This is a genomic window from Candidatus Pelagibacter ubique HTCC8051 (assembly GCF_000472605.1).
Lineage (GTDB): Bacteria > Pseudomonadota > Alphaproteobacteria > Pelagibacterales > Pelagibacteraceae > Pelagibacter > Pelagibacter communis_B.
This window is the reverse complement of sequence record NZ_KI421440.1, coordinates 861,064-880,991: the sequence shown is the minus strand read 5'-3', so window position 1 is coordinate 880,991 and position 19,928 is coordinate 861,064. Positions and strand designations below refer to the sequence as shown.

Here is a 19,928-nt window from a genome sequence, read left to right as displayed (position 1 = left end):
AAAGTTTTAATCAATTATTTTTTTCCAGGAGTCCAATCTGTACCAGCTAAAGGAACACCTGCCATAGCTGCAGCTTCTACTGTCAAAGCACATAAATCTTCAGGCTCAAGATTATGCAGACTATTTTTTCCACATGCTCTTGCAAGAGTTTGAGCTTCGAGAGTCATTACTTTTAAATAATTAGTTAATTTTTTTCCTGCTTCAACAGGATTTAATCTTTTCATTAATTTGGGGTCTTGAGTTGAAATTCCAGCCGGGTCATTTCCTTCGTGCCAATCATCATAAGCTCCAGCGGTAGTTCCAAGATTATTATAATCTTTTTCCCATTTAGGATCATTATCACCAATCGCGATCATAGCTGCACTGCCAATAGATACCGCATCAGCACCTAAAGCTAAAGCTTTAGCTACATCAGCTCCGTTTCTAATACCTCCAGAAATAACTAGTTGTACTTCACGATGAGAATTTAAATCTTGTAAAGCATTTACAGCCGGTCTAATACAAGCAAGAGTTGGTTGACCAACATTCTCAATAAATACCTCTTGGGTAGCAGCTGTTCCACCTTGCATTCCATCTAGCACAACAACATCTGCTCCTGCTTTAACAGCCAAAGCTGTATCATAATAAGGTCTTGCCCCAGCTATTTTGATAAATATTGGAACTTTCCATTTAGTTATCTCTCTTAATTCTAAAATCTTAATTTTTAAATCATCTGGTCCTGTCCAATCGGGATGTCTACAAGCGGATCTTTGATCAACTCCTTTTGGTAGCGTTCTCATCTTAGCTACACGATCGTTAATTTTTTGACCTAGTAACATTCCACCACCACCAGGTTTTGCGCCTTGGCCAATAACGACTTCAATTGCGTCTGCTTTTCTTAAATCATCAGGATTCATGCCATATCTTGAGGGTAATAGCTGGTAAACCAAATATTTTGATTGACCTCTTTCCTCTGGTGTCATTCCTCCATCTCCAGTAGTTGTGGATGTTCCTGCAGCGCTAGCACCTCTTCCTAATGCTTCTTTAGCAGCACCTGATAAAGCTCCAAAACTCATACCAGCAATTGTAATTGGAATATCTAATTCCAATGGTTTTTTTGCGTATTTAGTCCCAAGTGTAACATTTGTTGTGCATTTCTCACGATATCCTTCCAAAGGATATCTGGACATTGATGCTCCCAAAAATAATAAGTCATCGAAATGTGGAAGTTTTCTTTTTGAACCACCACCTCTTATGTCATAAATTCCTGTCGCTGCAGCTCTTCTTATCTCAGAATTTGTGTATTCATCAAAGGTCCAGGATTGACGGGGGTGAGTTTTATTTTTTTTCATAATTAATAATTCGATAGGTTATCTATTTTAAAGTTATATAATTTTCTTGCCGATCCATATCTTTTAAAACTTTCAGCTTTATAATTTTTTATATTTGCTTCTTTTAAAAGTAAGTTAAGTTTTTTAATATGCTTTTTATCCATTTTTTTTTCAACACAATCTGCACCAAGTGATTTAACTTTCCCCTTTATATATATGTTTGTTTCATACAAGCTATCACCTAATGCCTCACCAGCATCACCGCATACCACCATGTTGCCTGATTGAGACATAAAACCAGACATATGTCCAACAGACCCTTTAACAACAATATCGATCCCTTTCATGGAAATACCACATCTTGAACTTGCATCTCCATCAATTACTAATAGCCCGCCATGAGCGGTAGCACCAGCTGATTGAGAAGCATTTCCTTTAACATGAACTTTACCAGACATCATATTTTCAGCCACTCCAGTGCCTACATTGCCATCAATAACAATGTTTGCTTTTTGATTCATGCCAGCACAGTAATATCCTACATGTCCTTTAATATTAACATTCATTTCTTCGGTTAATCCAGCACAAACTGCGTGATTACCCTCAGGGTTTGTAATTATGAAATTACGATCATTTTGTTTTCGATCTAAGTTTTGTAACTTTTCATTAACATTTCTTAATTTTAATTTTTTAAGATCAAGTTTCATTAATTTCCCCATGAGTAAACTATACCAGGCTCTGGTTCAAAAATTTTAGCACTATTTACATCTGGCAAATGAGCCATTGCTTGAAATTCTGAGGCGATCGCAACATAGTTTTTCGTTTCGGCTATTACAGCAGGCTTACAAGCTATTTCATCTCGAACAACTGCAAATCCTTTTTTAGTTCCAGTAATAAAAGTATAAAAACCATCTAAATCTTTTAAGCCTGAAGTGAGAGTGTCTTTCAATGATTTTTTATTTGATAAACTATTAGATACATAACCTGCTGCAACTTCTGTATCATTTTCGGAGTTAAAAATATTTCCTTTTTTTACAAGATCTCTTCTTAAATTATTATGGTTTGATAAAGAACCATTATGTACTAGGCATTCGTCTTTTCCAGTTGAGTAGGGGTGTGATCCATCAGTTGTAATTGCACTTTCTGTTGCCATTCTTGTATGACCTATTCCATGGGTGCCACTAAATGAGTCTAGTTTAAATTTTTTTACTACATCTTTTGGATTTCCAACTTGTTTAAATATCTCTATAGAATTTCCGTAACCTACTATAGAAACTTCAGGAAAATCCTCATTAATAATTTTAATTATAATATTAGGTTCAATTGAGGTTTTAAGAATTACATGGTCCGCATGTTGACTCAATTCTATTTTTTTAATTTTATTAGAAATATCTTTTTTAAATTTTTTAAAGTTTAGATCATTGATACACAGAGAATATTTTAAAATATCTTTTTTTTCATTTTTGTAAATTGCAAAACCCGCACTATCAGGACCTCTCGACTCCATATTGTTCAGCATGCCTGATAACATTTTACCTAAACTTTTTTCAAACTTTTTTGTTTTAAGATAAATGCCAACAATTCCACACATAAGTTTTTAGTTAAGTTAAATTAATGATAATAAAAAATCTTTATAGTAGATAAGATTAACTACTACAATGATGATAATAGCCGCTATAACTCCATACTTGGCTTTTGGAAAAGCCACCCCTCTCATTTTGGTAGGTCTTAATTCTTCATTTTTTTCTTTGTTATCCATATTTTATAATTTAAAAAAAAAGGGCGCCACAATTAAGTAGCGCCCAAATTTTTATTTTATATTACCAATCGGTAATGTTGCTTTTATGATCATTTGCACTATGTCTTTTCTTAGCTAATCTTGAAAGCTCTTCACTTTCAGATTTGTTAGTAATGACATGCCAACCGATCCAGATCACTATACCAAGAATAACCAGTAAAGTTTCAGTGGATCCAGCTCCCGGATAAACTGCACCAACAACTTCCTTCGCACTTAAATGATCTATCCAGTTTGTAACTGTAGCCATATTTTTCCTCCTTTACCTGGTTGCTGATGAAACTGCTTTTTCATCTTCTTTAGCAGACTCCATCATTTCATAGTCTAATCCAGCTATTTCTACTTCACGTGGGATTCTTAATTTACCCATTCCATGTAGCACTTTAGCTATGATATAGCCTGGTAACATTCCTAGAACACCGAACATTATAACTGCTCCTAAGAATTGCCCCAATGGATTGATTGATGCATAAGTTGAACCGTCCCACATAGCTCCTACACTGTATCCAGATGCAGGATAACCATTTAAAACAAATCCACAAATCACAAGGCCAACAAAACCAGCATAACCATGTACTGCTACTGCACCAACTGCATCATCAATTTTGAACTTTCGTTCAACCCAGTAATGTAGTTTGTAAGCAATCACAACACCGATCATACCAATGATCATTGCTTGAATTGGATGATATAAATCATTTCCAGCTGAAGCGCAGATGACACCTGCTAGTCCACTAGAGTAAGTCCAGAAAGGATCACCTTTGGCGACCACATATCCAGCCAATAATCCACCTGACAATGACATCAGGAAGTTAAAGGTTATACCACTCAGTGTAGTAGGGGTTACATATATGTTTGTAGCTGTCCAGTAAGTGACACCTTCCATTCCATACTCAGGTCCAAGATCAAATATCGGTATATTACATGCCGCATAGAATCCCCAGAAACCAGTATAGATTAAAAATAATCCAACCGTAACTAGCCAAGGATTTCTTGGTCCTATGTTTCTTGGCTCACCACTTGATGAGAATTTTCCAATTCTTGGTCCTAAAACCACTAGAACACCTAAAGCAAATCCACCCGCGATTGCGTGAATTACTCCTGACGCATAAGCATCATGGTACCCTAAAATTTTAAGCATCCATCCATCAAAGTGCCATCCCCAAGCAGCATCAATTGTCCAAAACACAGATCCAATTGCAATTGCTAAAATTCCAAATGCAAAAGTTGTAATTCTTTCAATGATCGCTCCTGAAACAATAGAAGCAGCTGTCCATGAAAATAGTAAAAATGCAGCCCAGAAAACACCACTTATGTGATCACCTAAATTGACCGCCATAAACTCTGAGTTTGCTAAATACCATTTAGCACTAAAAGTACTATCGTCAGTAATCAACGCTGTACTTTCAGTCATTATTGAAGGTGCAATTCCAGGTCCTGTCGGAAATGCCCAGTAAATCCACCAACCAAAGAAAAACCAGGTTACTGTTACCAATGGTATCAGCATTGTATTTTTCATAAGAGTATGTTGATGGTGTTTGTATCGAGAAGCTCCGACCTCATACATACAGAAACCGACGTGAATTAAAAACATCAGTACCACTGTTACCCAGTAGTAAAATTCTGTAAATATAGTTGTAAGAGCGCCTAACTGATCAGTCATTTTCTCTCTCCCATATTAGTTTTTGAAACCCTATAAAATTTTGTGATTCGTTACAAATAAAGAATACGTAAAAACCCAGTGTGAACACTGAGTTTTTAATTAAATATCAACTACTGATTGTGTAATTAGAATTTTAAGTAAGCTTTTTTCAAATCAACAAGAGGGTGCTTTGGAGACATTTGAAACTTCACTAAAAGTTCTCTCGCAATCATATCTCTGTCTTGTTGGTTGTTTGGAAGTTTAATTGAACTTGGAATAGTTACCCAACCATTTGCATTTCTGCAGAATACAGCAGGCCTACCTTCTTCATATCCCATATGAACATCTTCTAACCAATTCAAATCATCCCATCCCATAGCTTCTACATATTTTTTTAGAAAAGGAGTTATTTTCGTATAGTCTGGAAGAAGATTAACATCATATCTATAACCAATAGATTGACCGATCATTTTCTCTCTAGCTGTTTCTTTTTTTTTTCCTAATTGTTGATCTTTAACAGCTTTTGAGGTTTTTATTTTTTTAGTTTTTTTCTTAGCCATGTTTACCTCTATATTTTGTGATAGTTGTCAACACCAACTGTATAGTTAGTACCTGCTAATGGCACTTTTGCTAAAGCAGATGCTTCTGAAGTTAATGCAGCTAAATCTTCTGGCTCTAGAGAGTGGATATTAGTTTTACCACATGCTCTTGCTAAAAGTTGAGCTTCTAATGTCATTGCATGAAGATAGTTATATACTCTTAATGCAGCAGCATCAGGATTTAATCTCGCTCTAAGTTTTGGATCCTGAGTTGCAACACCTACTGGACAACGACCAGTATGACAGTGATAACACTCTCCAGCTTTTACACCCATTTCTTTTTCAAAGTTAGCCTCTGGAATGTCTTTGTTACAGTTTAAAGCCATCATTGATCCAGTACCAATTGCTATTGCATCAGCGCCTAAAGCTAAAGCTTTCGCCATATCAGCACCATCTCTTACACCACCAGCGTAGATCAAAGTAACTTTTCCAGTTTTACCCACATCATCGATAGCTCTTCTTGCTTCTCTTATTGCAGCAATTCCTGGGATACCAGTATTTGCAGCAGCAATGTGAGGTCCGGCTCCAGTTGAACCTTCCATTCCATCTAGATAAATAGAGTCAGGGTCACATTTCGCAGCCATACGAACATCATCATAAACTTTTGACGCACCTAGTTTTAACTGAATTGGAACTTTATTTTTAGTTAGTTGTCTTAATTCTTCAACTTTTAAAGCCAAATCATCTGGACCTAACCAGTCAGGGTGACGTGCAGGTGATCTTTGGTCAATACCTGATGGTAATGATCTCATTTCAGCTACTTGGTCAGTTACTTTTTGACCCATTAAGTGACCACCCATTCCAACTTTTTGACCTTGACCAATGAATACTTCAATTCCATCTGCAAGTTGAGCATGATGAGGGTTAAATCCATATCTTGATTGGATACATTGATAATACCATTTTTCAGAATATCTTCTTTCATCAGGTATCATCCCACCCTCTCCAGAACAAGTTGCGCTACCAGCCATAGTAGCTCCTCTTGCTAAAGCAGTTTTTGCTTCATATGAGAGTGCCCCAAAACTCATACCGGTAATATAAACAGGTATATCTAATTCAATTGGGTTTTCACATCTTGGACCAATGACAGTTTTAGTTTCACATTTTTCTCTGTATCCTTCGATTACAAATCTTGTAAGTGTTCCTGGTAAGAAAACTAAATCATCAAATGTTGGAATTGGTTTCATTAATGCCATTCCACGCATTCTGTATCTTCCTAACTGAGCTTTAATATGAATATCGTCTATTACTTCAGGAGTAAAAATAGCGTTATGACCTAATAAACTTTTATTTCTTTTTCCTTCTTCATAGGTGTGTACATCAGCTTTTCCACCAACGCTTCCGTTACTTTTTTTCTTTTTAGTTTTTTTCTTAGGCATTAAATTGCTCCTTTCTTCTCTGTAGGTTCTAAATTATCGTAATTCCATAATTTTTTACCAGCTACAATTTTTTTCATTTTGCTGACATCAAACTTTTCACCAATTTCAGCAACTTTTAATTTTCTTTTTAACCAATCTTGGTCGCTTTTTGTAAGTTCAGAGTCTACAGCATCACTACCATATGAACCAATGCTGCCACCTATGAAAATTGTCCCATCATACATAGAGTCACCTAAATTTATCCCTACATCACCAAGAATAATTATTCTTCCTCTTTGCATCATAAAACCTGTAAATGCACCAGCATCTCCACCAATAATGATAGTTCCACCTTTCATATCAATACCAGTTCTAGCACCAACACTACCTTTACAAATTAAATCTCCACCTCTGATAGCTGCACCAAAACAAGATCCTGCATTTTTTTCGATCACAACTTTTCCAGCCATTAAGTTTTCAGCACAAGACCAACCAACTCTACCGTTAATTCTTACAGTAGGACCATCACAAGAACCCATACCAAAATAACCTAAACTTCCTTCAAAAATTAAGTTCAATTTATTTAAAATACCGACACCCAAACTGTGTTTTCCTTGAGGGTTTTTGATAACAATTGTTCCATACCCTTGGCTCATTAAATTATCTATTTCTTTATTAGCTTCTGGAGCTGACATGTCTTTAACATCAAGATCTGTTCTTTTGTTAAAATCAACATCATAAGTTCCAAAATAATAAAAGTTTTCAGCCTCATCAGGGTTAAAAAACTTTTGTTGAGTTCTTCCTGTTAAAACTTCAGTGTGCATACCCATTGACTGGGCTTTTGATTTTTTTTCAACTGTTTTTATATTTGCCATACTTTTACCTCTCCATCAAATGGATCATATGTATCAATTTCTTGTGGAAGAACTGATCTGATCGCTATTTCTTCTGAACCCATTGCAACTAAATCATCTGACTCGTAAAGAACCAATGGTTTTGCAGCCATTGTATCTTTTGCCATTCCTAATGAATCTTTTGTTGCAACAAAATAAGTAAATACCCCATCAAGTCCTGTTAAAGAGTCTCTCATACCTTCTTCAAGACTTGCTCCCTCTCTCATTTTTTGAGCAATATAAACTGCAATTAATTCTGAGTCACATTCAGACATAAATCTCATGCCTTTATTTTCTAATTGTCTTCTATTATTCCAATAATTTGTAAGTTGTCCATTGTGTACCACTGATACGTCACTAAAAGGATATCCCCAAAAAGGGTGAGCTGATTTAATATCAACCCCAGACTCTGTTGCCATTCTAGCATGACCAATTGCATGAGTGCCAACAAGTTTATCTAAAGAGTATCGGTCACACACTGCTTTCGCATTCCCTAAATCTTTAATTACTTCCAATGATTTACCCATTGAAAGGATTTCAACACCTGGAATACTCTCAATTTTTTGAGAGAAATCTAATAGATCTTTTTTATCATAAGAAATTTCATATCTAAGAGAATAGGGTAAAGTTCTTTCTTCTTTTAAAACTTTTGCACCCATCTCAGCTAAATACTGATCTACAATTTTTTTTCTTTCATCATAAACAGAAACATCTTCCATAACAGACGAACTTCCTTCACCAACATTTTCTCCAACTTTGAAACGCATAATAAAATTTTTACCATCTGTATCACCGTACAAAGCATAACCTGTTGAGTCTTCACCTCTATGTTTTAATGCTTGAAGCATTCCTTGTAGTTCGCTTCCAACATTTGAAGATTTTCCTCTATGAATTAAACCTGCAATTCCACACATATATTTTACCCCTTCTATTTAATTTAAGACCTATGGTAGACAATCAAGATAAGTATCCAGATCCCATTGAGTTGTTGCTCCTAAAAATCTTTCCCATTCATCATTTTTGTACCAATGAAACACTTTATACATTTCATCTGGCATAGCTGATTTGATAACTTCATCCTCAGCTAAACGATCAAGTGCTTGACCAAGACTCAAAGGTAATTTTTTAACTTCTTTACCAGCTGCTTGAGCCTCATACATACTTCTGGACTCAGGTTTACCTGGGTCGATGTTATTTGTAAGTCCATCATCAAAACATTTTAGTAATCCAGATCCCATTAAATAGGGGTTATGCATTGAATCAACTGAACGGTATTCAAATCTTCCAGGTGCAGATACTCTCAATCCACAAGTTCTATTTTGATATCCCCAGTCTGCATATACTGGCGCCCAAAAACCAGTGTCCCATAATCTTCTGTAAGAATTAACTGTTGAAGATCCAATTGCAGTTAAAGCACCTAAATGTTTCATTACACCACCAATTGCTTTTAAGCCAACTTTACCAGGTAGCTGAACATCTTTGGTGTCTGGCATAAATGTGTTTGTTCCACCTTCTACGTAAGTAAATACTTCATCCATAGCAGGTAAAGATTTATGAGATAATTTATTAATCTTATCTTTTCCACCCTTCCATAAAGACATATTTGTATGACAACCACTTGCAGACACACCCATAAAAGGTTTGGTCATAAAACAAGCAATTAAGTTAAATTCTCTAGCTACTTGAGCACAAATTTGTCTGTAAGTAGAAAGCCTGTCTGCATTTCTTAAAACATCATCATACATCCAGTTTAATTCTAGTTGTCCAGGAGCATCTTCATGATCTCCTTGGATCATGTCAAATCCCATTGCTCTAGCATATTCAAAAACTTTCATGAAAACTGGTCTTAAAGACTCAAATTGATCTATGTGATAGCAATATGGTTTAGAAAAACCTTTACCAGTTGGAGAGCCATCCTCATTTTTAGTTAACCACATCATTTCTGGTTCAGTTCCAACTCTTAACTGATAGCCGTGTTTTTTCTTAAATTCTTGAGCGTGAATTCTTAAATTACCCCGACAATCAGATGTTAAGTGAGCGCCTGGGTTTTCTCTTTCTTCTCTATTTCTAAAACAAGTAACAAATACTCTTGCTACTTTTTTGTCCCAGGGAAGTTGGCAAAATGTTTCTGGATCGGGGATACCTACTAGCTCTTTTGCTTCAGGTCCGTAACCAATATAATTACCATGACGATCTGTAAATAAGTTTGCAGTAGCTCCATAAACTAATTGAAAACCTTTTTCACACGTTCTTTCCCAATGATCTGTTGGAATTCCTTTACCAACAACTCTACCTGTAACAGATATAAATTGAAAAAAAATATATTCGATACCAAGCTCATTAATTTTTGCCCTAACTTGTTTAACTAGTTTAGCTCTACCGGGTTGGTTAACGTGTTTTTCTAGGTCAGTCATTTTATTCCCCTTTAATGAAATTTTTTATAGCGAACGTTAACTGAAAAATATTATAGTGTCTAGGAGACTTGATTATAATAATTATATATAATTTTTATAAGTAGTGTTTATGAATTAGCTCCAGGGGAACGGACTGTTCGATGTAGGGTGAAGCTCACCTTTCTCGTAACGGTTGTATCTAAAAGGTTTCAATAAATCACTCTCTTGTCCTAGAATTTCTTTTGCAACAAGCTCCCCAACACCAATCATTTTATAACCGTGATTAGCATCTGCAATCATGTAAACATTTTCTAAAAATCTATCAAAGATTGGAAATGAGTCTGGAGTCATACATCCAAGACCTCCTGATGGACCTTTTCTGTACAAGTCAGATTTTCCCTCAAATCTTTTCTGGCAATGAGCTAAAGCAGAACACCACATATCATTAAAGGCTTCAGTAGTTTGGAACTCGGGAGAGTCTAAACCGTATGGATCAACATTAACTTTATCAAAATGTTTATCAACTATGTAAGGTGAAGTTCCACCTTGAACACCCAAACCTTCAATATCAGGTTTATAATAAATTCCCCAAATTTTATCTGTAATTAATTTTTTCGTTTTGTCTGAATATAATGGTGCAGTTGAGTCTACGTGAATTACTGGAGGTTGTTCTCCATTATTCATTTTTAAAAAGTCTGGCTCAACACCAATCACACCTTCTTGAAGCATCCAATAAGTCCACATATCAGTTTCGTGCATTTTACCATCTTTACCTTTGATGTTTGCAGTTTTAGGAAGTTCTAACATATTCCAAAAATCTCTAGCCCACGGACCTGCTCCAATAACTACCTGTTCACACTCTATAGTTCCTTTATTAGTTTCAACTCCAGTTACAGCTTTACTATTACTGCCTCTTTTAAATCCGTTTACCGTTACACCTTTCATTACTTGAACACCATTTGAAGTAGATTTATTTTCAAGAGCTTTAATCGAATCCTTGTTAAATGCATATCCACCTTTTTTTTCATGAAGAACAGATGTGATTCCTTGAGCCTGCCAATCATCAAACATACCCTTCATATAATTCATACAATCTTTTTCACCTTCAATAAATTCTGATTCGTATCCAATAGCTTTTTGTTGTTCATAAATTGTTGCAACATCTTCATGCATTACTTCTGGTGAGATTTGCAGGTATCCGACTGCATTATACTTAAAAGCTTTAGGATCACTTTCCCAAACAGAAACTGAATGAGCCATTAATTCTCTCATAGCTGGTTGAAAATAATTATTTCTAACAACACCACAAGCAATACCGCTTGCACCTGCTGCTATATCTTCTTTTTCAAGAACTATTATGTCACCTGGATTTTTGTAAGTTTCTGATAGCTTCCACGCTGTGCTTAAACCATGAATACCACCACCTATAATAACAACTTTTGCTTTATTTGGTAATTTTGTCATAATTGATATTATTAGTAACAAAATGAATAGACAGTGAAAGTATTATTTATAGTACTAAAAAATATATATATAAATCATACAATTAAAATGGATATAAAAAATAAGCTTTAAATAGTACCAAAATAAACATAGCATTTATAAATCATGAGCCATCAATATTATAAACCGGCTGAATCTAGATTGCAAAGAAGCGAACTTGCAGTTCCAGGCTCTTCACCAAAAATGTTTGAAAAAGCTTTGAGTTCTACAGCTGATTATATTTTTTTAGATTTAGAAGATGCAGTTTCTCCAAACGATAAAATATCAGCAAGATCAAATGTAATTAAAGCTCTCAATGAAATGAATTGGAGAAAAAACGGAAAAACAATTTCAGTTAGAATTAATAGTTTAGATACACATTATATGTATAGTGATTTGATAGAAATTGTTGAACAAGCAGGCGAAAATATTGATACAATTTTAGTCCCTAAAGCTGGAACTGCAAGCGATGTATATATGGTTGATTGTTTGTTGACACAAATAGAGACAAATAAAAATTTAAAAAATAAAATTGGAATAGAATGTTTAATTGAAACCGCTTTAGGAATGTCAAATATAAAAGAGATAGCAAAATCTAGTGAAAGATTAGAGGCTTTGCATTTTGGTGTGGCAGATTATGCTGCTAGTTTAAGAGCTAGAACGGTTGTTATTGGAGGATTGAATCCTGATTATCCTGGAGATCAGTGGCACCATGGATTATCAGAATTAGTAATGACTTGTAGAGCTTATGGGCTTAGAGCAATAGATGGACCATTTGGAGATTTTAATGATCCTGATGCTTATGTGGCTGCTGCAAAACGGGGAGCAGCAATTGGTATAGAAGGTAAGTGGGCAATTCATCCTTCACAAATCGAACTTGCTAATAATGTTTTTTCACCCCCAGAAACTGAAGTTACTAAAGCTAAAAGAATTTTAGAAGAGTTAGACAAAGCAGCTAAAGAAGGCAAAGGTGCAGCTCAACTTGATGGCAGAATGATTGATGCAGCATCAGCTAGAATGGCTGAGAATGTTGTGAATATTAATAAATTAATTAATAAAAATAAATAATGGATATACACGAATATCAGGCAAAAGAAATCTTATCCAGTTTTGGAGTAACAATACCAAGAGGAGGTATTGTTTATAGTCCGGAAACTGCTGAAAATAAAGCAAGAGAAATAGGTGGATCGAAATGGGTTGTTAAAGCACAGATTCATTCTGGAGCCAGAGGAAAAGCGGGTGGAGTAATTGTTTGTAATTCTCCTTTAGAAGTTGCTCAAGCAACTGATAAATTGTTAGGAAAAAAACTTGTAACAAATCAAACAGGACCTGAGGGCAAAATAGTAAATAGAATTTATATTGAGGAAGCAACAGATATTGAAAAAGAATTATATCTTGGGCTAGTTTTCGATAGAAGTTCTGAAAGTATAATGGTTGTAGCTTCAACAGAAGGAGGAATGAGTGTTGAAGAAATTGCAAAAGATAAACCAGAGTCAATTATTAGATCAAAAATTGAAGTTGCAGTTGGTATCCAGAACTTTCAAGCAAGAGAGCTTGCATTTGGATTAGGTATTGAACCAGAGTTAATCAGAAGAGCATCAGAAACAATTGTTGGATGTGCAAAAGCATTCAGCGAATTAGATGCCACGATGGTTGAGGTGAATCCATTAGTTATCTCAAAACAAAAACAAATCTTAGCTTTAGATTGTAAAATGAGTTTTGATAATAATGCAATGTTTAGAAGAGATAAAGTTTCAGAATTAAGGGACAAAACTCAAGAGGATGAGAAAGAAGTTTATGCATCTGATAGAGGTTTAAATTATGTGAGTTTAGATGGAAATATTGGAAATATCATAAATGGCGCTGGTCTTGCTATGGCATCTATGGATATGATTAAATTGGCAGGAGGAGAGCCAGCTAATTTTCTTGATGTTGGTGGAGGGGCAACCCCTGAAAAAATAGTTAAAGCTTTCAAGCTAATTACAATGGACAAGAAAGTTAAAGTAATTTTAGTAAATATTTTTGCAGGAATAAATAGGTGTGATTGGGTTGCAGAAGGAATAGTGCAGGCACTTGAAAAAATTGAAATCAATGTTCCATTGGTAATAAGGTTAGCTGGAACAAATGTAGAAAAAGGAAATAAAATTCTTCAAGATAGTAAATTAAAATACATTGAAGCAGATACATTAGAGGATGCAGCAAATAAAGCAGTTGCAGCATTAAAGTAATCAGATGGCAGTATTTATTGACAAAGAGACAAAAATTTTAATTCAAGGGTTTACTGGAAAAATGGGAACTTTCCATGCTGAAGAAATGATAAAGTATGGATCTAATCTTGTTGGAGGTGTTACACCTGGGAAAGGTGGCCAAAAACATTTGGATAAACCTGTATTTAATACAGTAAAAGATGCTGTTAAGCATACTGGGGCAACGGCATCAATCTTATTTGTTCCCCCTGCTTTTGCTGCAGACTCTGCAATGGAGGCTGCTGATGCAGGTATCAAAACATGTGTTGCTATTGTAGATGGAATTCCTTCACATGACATGATTAAGATTAAAAGATATATGCGTAGATATTCTAGAAAAGAAAAAATGACCTTAGTTGGACCTAACTGTGCAGGAATAATAAGTCCTGGTAAGTCAATGTTAGGAATTATGCCAGGCCACATTTATAAGGAGGGTCGAGTTGGAATTATTAGCAGATCTGGAACATTGGGGTATGAAGCAGCACAACAGTTAAAAAATTTAAATATTGGAGTTTCAACAAGTGTAGGTATTGGGGGCGATCCAATAAATGGTAGTTCATTTAGAGATATTATTGAAAAATTTGAAACTGACGAAGAAACGGATGCAATCTTAATGATTGGTGAAATAGGTGGTCCGCAAGAGGTTGCGGCAGGTGAATTTGCAAAAGAAAATATGAAAAAACCAATAATAGGTTACATAGCAGGTTTAACTGCACCTAAAGGCAGAGTAATGGGGCACGCTGGTGCAATAGTTTCAGCCTATGGAGAGAGTGCAGTTGAGAAAGTAGAACTTTTAAAAGAATGTGGTGTAACTATCTCTAAAAATCCATCAGTTATGGGTGAAACGGTTAAGCAAGTCTTAAATAGTAAATAAATTAATCTTACGATTACTTCTACAGTAAATATTTAAAGTTCTAAATTTTTTAATTTTTGTATGTATTCATCAAATTCTTTAACAAATGACTCAGTTGGCTTGATATTTTTTTTTCTTTGATCCGTCGAAGTTTTTTCTAAATAAAAAAAATTATTTTCACATGCCTCATTAATTATTAATGCTGATTTAGGTCTAGAAGTTTTAAATAATTTTGTCTTAAGCTCTTCAACTGATAACTTTTCACCCTGTCTATATGAATTCATAACCAACAACATCATGTGATAATGTGACGGAGATTTTCGAAAAAAATAATTACTGGAACTATGAGAGTGCCTCACTTGATCTTCCCAAAATTCCAATAAATCTTTTGTTCCTTTCATTTATGCTCTAACTCTTGATTTTGTTGGGTCATAAAAAGGAAAAGATACAACTTTTGCACCAATTCTTTTTTGATGCCCGTCTAATTTTCCAATCTCAACATCAGTTCCAATTTCGGAATATTTTACATCTATTCTGCATAAAGCAATATTTTTTCCAAGTTTAGGAGATATCATTCCACTAGTTATTATCCCAATTTGTGCACGACCAACATGAACACAGTCACCATGAACAGCAGGTTCGTGACCAATTAATTCTAAGCCTACTAATTTTTTTTGTGGATTTGCTTTTCTTTTAATTAGCTCCTCTTTACCAATAAAATCATCCTCTTTAGTTTTCAAAGGAACTGTAAAACCTATTCCAGCTTCAAAAGGATCTGTTTGATCATCAAATTCGTAACCATAAAAAATTAAACCAGCTTCAATACGAACCATATCTAAAGCCTCTAATCCTAAAGGTGTTATTTCAAATTCTTTTCCAGCTTCCCAAACTTTACTCCATATTTCATTGGCATCTTTTGGATGGCACCATATTTCATAGCCGAGCTCGCCTGTGTAACCAGTTCTTGAAATAACAATAGGGGTTCCTGTTTCATGTTCAATTCGCGCAATATTAAATCTAAACCATTCAAGTTCAGTTATTGATGGCTGGATAGGAGCTGTCCATACAAATTTTTCTAAAATTTTTCTACTATTAGGACCTTGAACAGCAATATTATGAATATGATCAGTTGCAGATTTTATCCATACTTTATAATTTTTCTTTCTAGCTTGTTCTTTTAACCACTCTCCACTGTACTCATCCCCACCAATCCATCTAAAATTATCTTGTCCAAATTTAAAGAGAGTACCGTCATCTAACATACATCCATTTTCATAACACATCGCTGTGTAGACAACTTGACCCACTGATAATTTTTTAACATTTCTAGTTAAAGTGTATTGCATTAAATTTTCAGCATCAGGACCTAGTATTTCAAACTTTCTAAGAGGAGAAAGGTCAGTTGCGATAGCACTTTCTCTACAAGCATTGTATTCTTTTATTGTTCCTGAATTAGTAAAATTATTTGCTAACCAAAAACCTTTATATTCTACAAAGTTTCTAGTTAGTTCAGATGTTTTTTTATGAAAACCTGTTTCTTGTGTTAGTTTTGGTTCTGAGTCTGTTTTCATTCTAAATGCAATAGCTTTTGAATACTTGTTATTTTTTGCATAAGTTCTAACAAATATATCAGTAGGGTTCCAGCCATTAGCAGCATCTACATCACATGGACAGGCTGATGATATACATGTTAAATCCTTTAAAGCTCTAAACAAAACATAGTCACCTGGTCTAGACCATGGTTCGTCAAATGTAGCTATATTGTTTGCATCAATCCCAGTATTAAAAAAAAGATTTATTGCTGACCAGCTTTTTCTGGCATTAATGTCATATTTTTCTAATCCATTATTAAAGTTATCAGTGCAATTGATATGGCCCATATAGCCAAGATCTTCATAGTATTTAGAAGTACACGCTAAATTAAATGTATCATGTCTTCCAACAGTGTCTCTCACAACCTCAACCATTGCTTCATGATTTCCATCATAAAATTTTGAAAACAAACCTGGACCAGGATAAGCACTCCCCATAAATGTTCTTGTTGCCTTATCGTCAATTATACTTTCAATACCATCATTTAATTTATGGGTGTCAAAAGCCAAGAAATCAGAGCATTGCCTTCCTCCTGTATCAATAATTTGAATATATTCACCAGCTTTTACCTCATATGTTTCTGCGGTTCTTCTTTTAACAAGCTGTTCAACTAATGGATCACTTAAAGGGTCAGGTAAAATAAACTGTTCATCTGTTTCTGAAAATTTTGCTCTATAAATAAAAATAGTTAAATCAGTTGGTGGATTTTGTTCATGAACATTTAATGGATCACCTGGAGCAGCGATTAAGATAAAACACTTATCTTTTGATGAAAGAGTTATTTTTTCACCCATCAAACAATCTTCCTCAAACATAATTGATGATTTAGCTTTATGAAGATCTAAATTTCTTTTTTTAAAAATCTTTTTAATTTTTTCATCTTTTGCAACTACTCTTTTAGAAAATTCTGCATTAGCATTTTCTTTTAAATTTAGAATTGATAAATCTGGTTTCCCTTGATTGTTAAAAACTATAATTTCACAAATTTGTTTACCCTCGTCGTTTATGATTTCAATTTTATCTTCTGGATAAACCTCTATTACAGATAAACCACCACCTTTAACAAAATATCTTTCAACTCCTGGTGGTAAAGTTCTTAAACCTGGATTTCTAATTTCGTTACTAGTTCCTAACATTTTACCAAAACTATATATATTTTATATAAGTTTATTCCAATCAAAACGAGTTGACTAGAAGTTTAATTCATAACATACTTTGAGCATTAATATTAATAGAGGGGAAAAAATGAAAAAAATAACATCATTAATATCTGCTCTGATTATTTCTGTAGTAAGTTTTACAGGAGTATCTAATGCAGCAGATAGCAAAAAACCCATCGTTATTCCAACTCATAACTGGTCAAGCCAAATTGTAATGGCTTATGTTATTGGTGGAATATTTGAAAGTATGGGAAACAACGTTAGTTATGTAAATGCTGACTCACAAGCAGTATACGAGTCAATTAGAATTGGTGACGTATCTATTTCTCATGAAGTATGGGAATCTGCTTTTGGTAAATCATTTACTACAGCTCTAGATAAAGGTGGTTTGCTTGATTGGGGTGATCATGAAGCAAGAACTCTAGAGGATATGGGTTATCCTAACTGGGTTACTGAAAAAGGGTTGTGCCCAGGTTTACCAGATTGGACTGCTTTAAAAAATCCAGCATGTGCGAAGAATTTTGTAACACCTGACTCAGGTGGAAAAGGAAGAATGCTTGAAGGTCCACAAACTTGGCATGGAGATTTAATACCACAAAGGGTTGATGCTCTAGGTTTAGGAGATCTTTGGATGGTTAAATTTGCTGGAAGTGCTGATGCGCTTTGGGCAGAATTATCAGCTGCTGAAAAAGAAGGAAGAGGAACAATTATCTTTAACTGGACACCAAACTTCACAGATGGTGCTGGTTTTACATTTATAGACTTTCCTCCATACACTGCTGGTTGTAGACCAGAAGATGGTGGTGACGGTAAATGTGGCTCGCCAGATGGTTATTTGAAAAAAGCTGTAAATGGTGATTTTCCAAAAACTCATCCTGCAGCGGCTAAAGCATTTAAGAAAATGTCTTTCTCTACAAGTCAAATTGGTGCAATGGCAGCTTTAGTTGACGTTGACAAAATGACTCATGAAGATGCAGCTAAAAAATGGTTAGCTGATAACAAGAAAGTGTGGGAAGAGTTTACACACGATCATTAAGGTCAAGTTGTAATAAATTAACAAATCTCTCCCAACAAAGTTGGGGGGGATTTTTTTTTAAAGTTTCATTTTTTTATGATTACAAAAAAAATTAATTTTACATTAAAATATTTTTTATTTTCGTTCCTTGGTTTATTTTTTATTAATTTATCATTAGCACAGGATATAAATATTCAAGAGAGTATTAATTTAAGTTTTAAATGTGATTTAGATAAAAAAATAATTAAAAATTCAGAATATAATTATCAAACTTTTTTAGCTAAAGACTTAAATGAAAAAGGTTTAGATAAATTTGAGATTGAAGCAATTAAACCTGAAAAACTTTTTATAAAAGGATTGTCATTGTTCCTTTCAAAATCAGATAGACTAAATGTTAAAATTGTAAATAAAGATGTAGTTTTATTTAAAGCAATCGATCAAAAACAAAATTATTCTGAGTCAGCTATCATAGATAGAAATTCTGGCGAATTAATTCATGAAATTACAAAAAATATTAAAAGTGAAAACTCTGAAAAAGATATTTCATTTTATTCATGCAGTAAAAAGGAGAAAAAAGTCTAATTTTTTTTAATAATTTTGTGTAAAGTGTTAAAATGAAAAAATATTTAATTAGCATAATTTTTGGTTTATTAATTACATCTTCAGCCTTAGCTCGAAGCACTGGATGTAAAGAAGGTAATTGTGAAAATGGTTATGGTAAATGGGTATATACAGATAAAACAACTTATGAAGGTGAGTGGGTTGGAACAAAAAAACATGGTCAAGGAACTGAAACCTGGCCAAATGGATATATCTATAAAGGTGAATTTAAAGATAGTATGTGGAGTGGTTTAGGAACTTTAAATTTTCCTGATGGTTCAACTTATGAAGGACAATGGGACAATGGTTTTATGAATGGAAAAGGAACTTTTACTTGGACTGATGGAAAACAAATAACAGGAATATGGATAAATGGAAAGTTACAAGAATAGATGTTAAAAGAAAATTATTTTCATAAAATAAAAGAGTTACCAGAAACCACCAAACAATTTGGTGGGTTAGTGGTAATGATAATAATTGTAATATTATCCTTTGCTGTCTTGAACAATATTTTTGGTGAAGGTGATGAGTTAGTTGCAAAAATGAAAATTGAAGAGGAAAGAATAGCCCAAGCAAGAAAACTAGATAAATTAATTTCAAGTCTTCCCTCAGGTATTTTAGTATCTTTTGATGGAACTGATCACTTTAGATTAACCGATGAAGTATACAAAAAGGTTTGTAATGCTACAAAACTTATTCCACAGCGTGCAATTATGGGAGCTAATTTTCTAAATTTTAGAGCTCATGAGCTATATATGATGAATGGTAATAAAATTAGTGAAACGTTTGTTAAATGGGATACAGAAAAAAACAAATGTTTTGCAGGATTTGTGGTAAGTGGAAAAAATGTTGGTGTAGATGAAACGATTACCGTAAGTGGCGAAGCTTTAAGTTTTTTAAGCACAGGTATTGATACAAGAGTTTATTTTATTAAAAATTTTTAAGGAGGAAAAACAAATTATATCGATTTTATTTTATTCTTATTTCGT

General features: G+C 34.1%; 21 protein-coding genes. 7 read left to right on the top strand and 14 right to left on the bottom strand.

Going from position 1 to position 19,928, the window contains the following annotated elements:
* Positions 1-14 precede the first annotated feature (14 nt).
* The 12 genes from F754_RS0104830 to F754_RS0104775 form a co-directional block, all read right to left on the bottom strand.
* A complete protein-coding gene (locus tag F754_RS0104830; protein ID WP_023648789.1) occupies positions 15-1,331 on the bottom strand; it encodes an FMN-binding glutamate synthase family protein in 1,317 nt (438 codons plus the stop codon).
* A 2-nt stretch (positions 1,332-1,333) separates the two neighbouring features.
* Positions 1,334-2,017 carry a protein glxC gene (locus F754_RS0104825; protein ID WP_023648788.1) on the bottom strand — a complete coding sequence of 228 codons (684 nt, stop codon included), beginning with the start codon at positions 2,015-2,017 and terminating at the stop codon, positions 1,334-1,336.
* Entirely contained in the window at positions 2,017-2,901 is an 885-nt protein-coding gene (locus F754_RS0104820) for a glutamine amidotransferase family protein (RefSeq protein WP_023648787.1), read from the bottom strand. Before F754_RS0104820 ends, F754_RS0104825 begins: the two co-directional genes overlap by 1 nt.
* Positions 2,902-2,916: 15 nt before the next feature.
* Positions 2,917-3,069 (bottom strand): hypothetical protein, encoded by a 153-nt coding sequence (locus tag F754_RS07800; protein WP_023648786.1) that lies wholly within the window; start codon positions 3,067-3,069, stop codon positions 2,917-2,919.
* A 61-nt stretch (positions 3,070-3,130) separates the two neighbouring features.
* Positions 3,131-3,355, bottom strand: a complete 225-nt coding sequence (locus F754_RS0104810; RefSeq protein WP_023648785.1) for a hypothetical protein — start codon at positions 3,353-3,355, stop codon at positions 3,131-3,133.
* Between the two features lie 12 nt (positions 3,356-3,367).
* Positions 3,368-4,768: an ammonium transporter gene (locus F754_RS0104805; protein ID WP_023648784.1), complete on the bottom strand. Its 1,401-nt coding sequence runs from the start codon at positions 4,766-4,768 to the stop codon at positions 3,368-3,370.
* A gap of 125 nt (positions 4,769-4,893) precedes the next feature.
* On the bottom strand, positions 4,894-5,307 hold the full coding sequence (locus tag F754_RS0104800; protein WP_023648783.1) for a hypothetical protein: 414 nt from the start codon (positions 5,305-5,307) through the stop codon (positions 4,894-4,896).
* An 8-nt stretch (positions 5,308-5,315) separates the two neighbouring features.
* Complete coding sequence (locus F754_RS0104795; protein ID WP_023648782.1) at positions 5,316-6,725, bottom strand: FMN-binding glutamate synthase family protein; 1,410 nt, start codon at positions 6,723-6,725, stop codon at positions 5,316-5,318.
* Positions 6,725-7,579 (bottom strand): GXGXG motif-containing protein, encoded by an 855-nt coding sequence (locus F754_RS0104790; RefSeq protein ID WP_023648781.1) that lies wholly within the window; start codon positions 7,577-7,579, stop codon positions 6,725-6,727. Before F754_RS0104790 ends, F754_RS0104795 begins: the two co-directional genes overlap by 1 nt.
* A complete protein-coding gene (locus F754_RS0104785) occupies positions 7,567-8,511 on the bottom strand; it encodes a glutamine amidotransferase (RefSeq protein ID WP_023648780.1) in 945 nt (314 codons plus the stop codon). Before F754_RS0104785 ends, F754_RS0104790 begins: the two co-directional genes overlap by 13 nt.
* A 30-nt stretch (positions 8,512-8,541) precedes the next feature.
* Complete coding sequence (locus tag F754_RS0104780; RefSeq protein ID WP_023648779.1) at positions 8,542-10,011, bottom strand: glutamine synthetase family protein; 1,470 nt, start codon at positions 10,009-10,011, stop codon at positions 8,542-8,544.
* Between the two features lie 114 nt (positions 10,012-10,125).
* Positions 10,126-11,454 carry an FAD-binding oxidoreductase gene (locus tag F754_RS0104775; protein ID WP_023648778.1) on the bottom strand — a complete coding sequence of 443 codons (1,329 nt, stop codon included), beginning with the start codon at positions 11,452-11,454 and terminating at the stop codon, positions 10,126-10,128.
* 144 nt (positions 11,455-11,598) lie between these two features.
* Here F754_RS0104775 and F754_RS0104770 point away from each other — a divergent pair, with 144 nt between their 5' ends.
* The 3 genes from F754_RS0104770 to sucD are packed head-to-tail and all read left to right on the top strand — an operon-like array spanning position 11,599 to position 14,592.
* Positions 11,599-12,540, top strand: coding sequence for a CoA ester lyase (locus tag F754_RS0104770; protein ID WP_023648777.1), 942 nt, complete (start codon positions 11,599-11,601; stop codon positions 12,538-12,540).
* The gene (locus F754_RS0104765) at positions 12,540-13,700 is read left to right on the top strand and encodes a malate--CoA ligase subunit beta (protein WP_023648776.1); all 1,161 of its coding nucleotides are present in this window, start codon (positions 12,540-12,542) and stop codon (positions 13,698-13,700) included. Before F754_RS0104770 ends, F754_RS0104765 begins: the two co-directional genes overlap by 1 nt.
* Positions 13,701-13,704: 4 nt before the next feature.
* A complete protein-coding gene (gene sucD, locus F754_RS0104760; protein ID WP_023648775.1) occupies positions 13,705-14,592 on the top strand; it encodes a succinate--CoA ligase subunit alpha in 888 nt (295 codons plus the stop codon).
* Between the two features lie 32 nt (positions 14,593-14,624).
* Here sucD and F754_RS0104755 read toward each other — a convergent pair whose 3' ends face one another.
* Positions 14,625-14,972 carry a hypothetical protein gene (locus F754_RS0104755; protein ID WP_023648774.1) on the bottom strand — a complete coding sequence of 116 codons (348 nt, stop codon included), beginning with the start codon at positions 14,970-14,972 and terminating at the stop codon, positions 14,625-14,627.
* Complete coding sequence (gene gcvT, locus F754_RS0104750; RefSeq protein WP_023648773.1) at positions 14,973-17,300, bottom strand: glycine cleavage system aminomethyltransferase GcvT; 2,328 nt, start codon at positions 17,298-17,300, stop codon at positions 14,973-14,975.
* Between the two features lie 109 nt (positions 17,301-17,409).
* Here gcvT and F754_RS0104745 point away from each other — a divergent pair, with 109 nt between their 5' ends.
* The 4 genes from F754_RS0104745 (at position 17,410) to F754_RS0104730 (ending at position 19,883) form a co-directional block, all read left to right on the top strand.
* On the top strand, positions 17,410-18,360 hold the full coding sequence (locus F754_RS0104745) for an ABC transporter substrate-binding protein (RefSeq protein ID WP_023648772.1): 951 nt from the start codon (positions 17,410-17,412) through the stop codon (positions 18,358-18,360).
* Positions 18,361-18,435: 75 nt separating this feature from the next.
* The gene (locus F754_RS0104740; protein ID WP_023648771.1) at positions 18,436-18,921 is read left to right on the top strand and encodes a hypothetical protein; all 486 of its coding nucleotides are present in this window, start codon (positions 18,436-18,438) and stop codon (positions 18,919-18,921) included.
* A 32-nt stretch (positions 18,922-18,953) separates the two neighbouring features.
* Positions 18,954-19,331 carry a hypothetical protein gene (locus tag F754_RS0104735; RefSeq protein WP_023648770.1) on the top strand — a complete coding sequence of 126 codons (378 nt, stop codon included), beginning with the start codon at positions 18,954-18,956 and terminating at the stop codon, positions 19,329-19,331.
* Positions 19,332-19,883, top strand: a complete 552-nt coding sequence (locus F754_RS0104730) for a hypothetical protein (protein WP_023648769.1) — start codon at positions 19,332-19,334, stop codon at positions 19,881-19,883. It begins immediately after the preceding gene.
* Positions 19,884-19,928: the final 45 nt, after the last annotated feature.